Source organism: Falsiporphyromonas endometrii (assembly GCF_042654485.1).
GTDB classification, from domain to species: domain Bacteria; phylum Bacteroidota; class Bacteroidia; order Bacteroidales; family Porphyromonadaceae; genus Porphyromonas; species Porphyromonas endometrii.
The window spans coordinates 1-4657 of record NZ_JBHSGO010000122.1 but is presented as its reverse complement, the minus strand read 5'-3'; the positions used below and the strand labels follow the sequence as shown (position 1 = coordinate 4657).

Genomic DNA, 4657 nt, shown 5'->3' with positions numbered 1-4657 from the left:
CCCCGGGCGGACGCCAATCCCCCCGGTGTTTTTCATGCCCGCCTGACGGATGAACAAAACAATGAATTGAAATGATTAATTTTGACTCAAAGATAAACCTCCTTTACACACTTTTTGGGATACTACCTCGGATACCGATATTATGCAATAGTTATTTCGGATGGAAATAGATTGTTTAGGTATTTTAGACAAAACAAAGGCGATATGTCATCAAACTGACACATCGCCTTTAGTTTTTTATTGAGTTGAGCTTAGTCTCTTAGCTTAGCTTGTGGATAACAAGTCCTGATCTAAGTTTTGGCTCAAACCATGTTGTCTTAGGAGGCATGATATTGCCTGTGTCAGCAATATCAATAAGTTGCTTCATAGACACCGGATATAGTGCAAGAGCAACCTTCATTTCGCCACTATCGACACGCTTCTTGAGTTCTTCAAGACCACGGATACCACCTACGAAATCAATTCTCTTATCTGAGCGAAGGTCCTTAATGCCAAGAATTTCGTCCAAGATGTGGTTTGAACTGATTGTTACGTCAAGTACGCCGATTGGGTCATTGTCATCATATGTACCTTCTTTGGCTGTAAGTGAATACCATTTTCCGCCAAGATACATTGAGAAGTTGTGAAGCTTAGCCGGGTGATAGATTTCTGTACCCTTACATTCAACGTCGAAGTATTTTGATACTTTTTCGATGAATTGCTCATCAGTAAGACCATTCAAATCTTTTACTACACGGTTGTAGTCAATGATAGTCAATTGATTTGCAGGGAAGCATACAGCCATAAAGAAATTATACTCTTCGTCACCTCTGTGGTTAGGATTCTGCTTTGCCTTTTCTGCACCAACAAGAGCAGCAGCAGCAGATCTGTGGTGACCGTCGGCAATGTAAAGTGCAGGCATTTGACCGAAGATTTCTGTAATGCGTTTGATGTCATTCTCGTCATCAATTACCCAGAAGTGGTGACCAAAGCCATCCAACTCTGCTACGAAATCGTATTCGGGTTCTTTTACAGTATATTTCTTTACGATAGCATCAAGCTCAGCATTGTCAGGGAAAGCAAAGAATACCGGCTCAACGTTTGCGTTGTTGACGCGAACGTGTTTCATACGGTCTTCTTCTTTGTCTCTACGTGTAAGCTCATGCTTTTTGATTACACCATTGAGGTAGTCCTCAACATAGGCACAAACTACAAGACCATATTGAGTCTTTCCGTTCATTGTCTGAGCATAAACATAGTAGTTTTCCTTATCGTCTTGTACCAACCAGCCCTTATCTTGGAACATTTGGAAGTTTTGAGCTGCCTTTTCATAAACGCGAGGATCGTGTTCGTCTGTACCAACAGGGAAATCAATCTCGGGTTTGATGATGTGGTAAAGTGACTTTTCGTTGCCTTTAGCTTCTTCTCTGGCTTCTTCGCTGTTCAATACGTCGTAAGGACGTGATGCAACCTCAGTAACAAGATTGCGTGGAGGACGAATGCCCTTAAAAGGTTTAATTCTAGCCATTGTGTAAAATATAAATTAGTTTACGCGGAATGTTTCGTCACCATTCTTGATGAACTTAACGATTTGGTTAGCTGCAGCAAGACCTGCATTGATGTTGGCTTCAGCTGTCTGAGCACCCATCTTTTTGGGAGTTGCATAGTAACGACCTTCAAATTCAGCAACCATCTTTTCGTGGCAAGCCGGTTGGATATCAGTGATATATTTGATATCTGTACGCTCGTTCATAACCTTGATTAGGTCTTCTTCGTTGAATACTTCCTTACGTGCTGTGTTCAAGATGATACCTTTTTCACGAATCTTGCTCATGCAAGCATAGTTTACGCAACCTTTATTTTCAGGGCGTGAAGGTGTGTGTACAGATACAATATCGCACTTTTCGAATAACTCTTCTTGAGAGTGTGTTGGGATAACACCGTCTGCCTTGATTTGCTCGTCTGTACGACGTGGGTGATAAGCGTATACTTCGCAACCAAATGCCTTGCAGTATTTAGCTACAAGTTTACCAATGTAACCATAGGCCAAGATACCAACTTTCTTGCCTGCAAGTTCGCGACCGCTTGCACCATTGTAGAAGTTACGAAGACCGTAGATGATAAGTCCCATGCAAAGCTCTGCTACTGCATTTGAGTTCTGTCCCGGTGTGTTCATAACACATACATTATGAGCCTTTGCAGCTTCACAATCAACATTGTCGTAACCAGCACCTGCACGAACTACAATCTTAAGGTTCTTTGCTGCGTCCAATACTTCAGCATCGATTTTGTCAGAGCGGATGATTACTGCATCAACATCAGCAATTGCTGTAAGTAGTTGTGACTTTTCTGTATACTTTTCAAGAAGATTAAGTTCAAAACCTGCTTCTTCAACGATCTTTCTGATACCTTTTACTGCAACCGGCGCAAATGGCTTCTCTGTTGCAATCAATACTTTTGCCATATCTGATTTAATTTTAACTGGTTATTGTTGTTATTTATTAGGGGAGCGATTTTCCCCTGATTTGAGAGAGACAGAATACCACCTCAATGGTGATCTCTCTCCTAATAAGAAAAATGCCCCTGTCTTCTTATCTGTAATGAGAAGAAGCACAATGGGCAAATATCAATAGAGGAGCTAACGCATCTTTATTGCAGTATGCGCTCGCTCCTCTAATGTAAAATATAAGATTAGTGCTTCTGTTCGAATTCCTTCATGCAAGCAACAAGAGCTTCTACACTGCTCTTAGGCATTGCATTGTAAAGAGATGCACGGAAACCACCAACTGAACGGTGACCCTTGATACCCATCATGCCGCGTTCTTTGATAGCGAAGTCAGCAAATTGAGCTTCAAGTTCTTTGTATTCGTCCTTCATTACGAAGCAAACGTTCATGAGTGAACGAGCATCTTCTTCTGCTGTACCAACGAATAGTTTGCTATTGTCGATAGCATCATAAAGGATAGCTGCCTTTTCTTCGTTAAGCTTTTGCATAGCCTTAACGCCACCCATTTCCTTGTACCACTTCAATGTTTGAAGAGCTGAATAAACAGGAAGTACAGGAGGTGTATTGAACATAGAACCCTTGTCAATGTGAGTTGTATACTTCAACATTGTTGGGATTTCGCGCTCAACATGTCCAAGAGCATCCTTGCGTACGATAGCAAATGTAACACCTGCAGGAGCAAGGTTCTTCTGAGCACCACCATAGATGATATCATATTTAGATACATCGATAGGACGGCTGAAGATATCAGAAGACATATCACATACAAGGCGAGCCTTTACGTCCGGATCCTTGCGGATTTCTGTACCGTAGATAGTGTTGTTTGATGTATAGTGGAAATAGTCAACATCTTCAGGAACAGTGTAGTTCTTGGGGATGTATGTGTAGTTCTTATCCTTAGATGAAGCTACAACATCTACTTCACCAAACAATTTAGCTTCCTTGATAGCCTTAGATGACCACGTACCTGTGTCAAGGTAAGCAGCTTTCTTGTTCAACAAGTTGAAAGGAACCATACAGAATTGCATGCTGGCACCACCACCTACAAATACTACTTCATATCCTTCCGGAATTTCAAGAAGTTCTTTGAAAAGTTGGTTAGCTTCAGTCATTACTGCGTCGAATTCCTTTGAACGGTGAGAAACTTCGAGCAAAGAAAGACCTGTTCCTGCAAAGTTAAGAACAGCACATGCTGTTTCTTTGATCACACTCTGATCCAGGATAGATGGTCCTGCATAGAAATTGTGCTTCTTCATAATGAATACTTTTGATTAAAATATTTATACTTACTTATTAAATTATTTCTCAAGATCCTGTGTCAATACGCTTCTTATTGACCTAAGCAGCCAATCTGCTTCTTATTGACATGCAAAGATACCAAAGAATAACTATATAAATCAAGTGATAATACCCTAATTTTGAAATAATTCAATGACTTTGTTTTGACTATTTTGCATAAAAAATAGATACGGATGGTTTATTGTCTGTTTGTTTTTGCGTTTTGTTTCAAACTGAAAGATATTGTTCGCTATTAGATCCAAACTGATATTTGAAATGTTTTCTACGTTTATGGTTGTAATATGGTCCTTATTATTTTGTTTTTTGAAACTTTATTGTGTGGCGTTTGGGCAAGCTATGTTTTGGTGTTGCTGTATTTTTAGTATCTTAGCTTCTGCAATTTGGACTAAAACCATGAAGACAATTATCATACTTATCATATCATTTATGTTTATATCACTTGGATTGCTTCCAATCCGAGACGGTATGATATTTCTGTGTGATGCAAGTGAAATATATGTTGTACAAGTTGTCAGATCCAATCTTCAGAAATGTTCATTTATGCGGACTGTGAAGTTCGTTTCAGTGGCTGTCTATTTGTTAAATAATATTGTCTCATATGCTATTCAAAATGTGTCTAAAACCTCTCTTACTTATACAGATATTTATGCGTTTGAGGGTTAGGTGACTCTGACCTTCTTACCGACTTTGCCCGTTTTTATAGTACGAAACGGGCTTTTTTATGCGCTATTTTAACAAATAAGCTCGGGGCTGTGTCAAAATTCCATTTGGCGCAGCCCTTTCTGTTTTTTGAAAAAAGTTTCAACTTTCTTTATATAAGTCTTTTCCATATCATGAATAACAGTTATCTTTATGGTAAACAAATAGTTATGT

Annotated in this window: 4 protein-coding genes; 1 reads left to right on the top strand and 3 read right to left on the bottom strand. The window is 39.5% G+C overall.

Annotated elements, in window-relative coordinates; all coding sequences use genetic code 11:
• Nucleotides 1-259: 259 nt before the first annotated feature.
• The 3 genes from ACFO3G_RS03895 to serC all read right to left on the bottom strand — a co-directional run bounded on the left by ACFO3G_RS03895 (nucleotide 260) and on the right by serC (nucleotide 3741).
• Nucleotides 260-1507, bottom strand: a complete 1248-nt coding sequence (locus ACFO3G_RS03895; protein WP_380078170.1) for a DUF1015 domain-containing protein — start codon at nucleotides 1505-1507, stop codon at nucleotides 260-262.
• A gap of 15 nt (nucleotides 1508-1522) precedes the next feature.
• Nucleotides 1523-2443 (bottom strand): NAD(P)-dependent oxidoreductase, encoded by a 921-nt coding sequence (locus ACFO3G_RS03890; RefSeq protein WP_380078168.1) that lies wholly within the window; start codon nucleotides 2441-2443, stop codon nucleotides 1523-1525.
• Between the two features lie 227 nt (nucleotides 2444-2670).
• Nucleotides 2671-3741 carry a 3-phosphoserine/phosphohydroxythreonine transaminase gene (gene serC / locus ACFO3G_RS03885; protein WP_380078166.1) on the bottom strand — a complete coding sequence of 357 codons (1071 nt, stop codon included), beginning with the start codon at nucleotides 3739-3741 and terminating at the stop codon, nucleotides 2671-2673.
• 436 nt (nucleotides 3742-4177) lie between these two features.
• On the opposite strand from serC, the gene ACFO3G_RS03880 reads away from it, so the two are divergent.
• Complete coding sequence (locus tag ACFO3G_RS03880; protein ID WP_380078164.1) at nucleotides 4178-4447, top strand: hypothetical protein; 270 nt, start codon at nucleotides 4178-4180, stop codon at nucleotides 4445-4447.
• Nucleotides 4448-4657 lie beyond the last annotated feature (210 nt).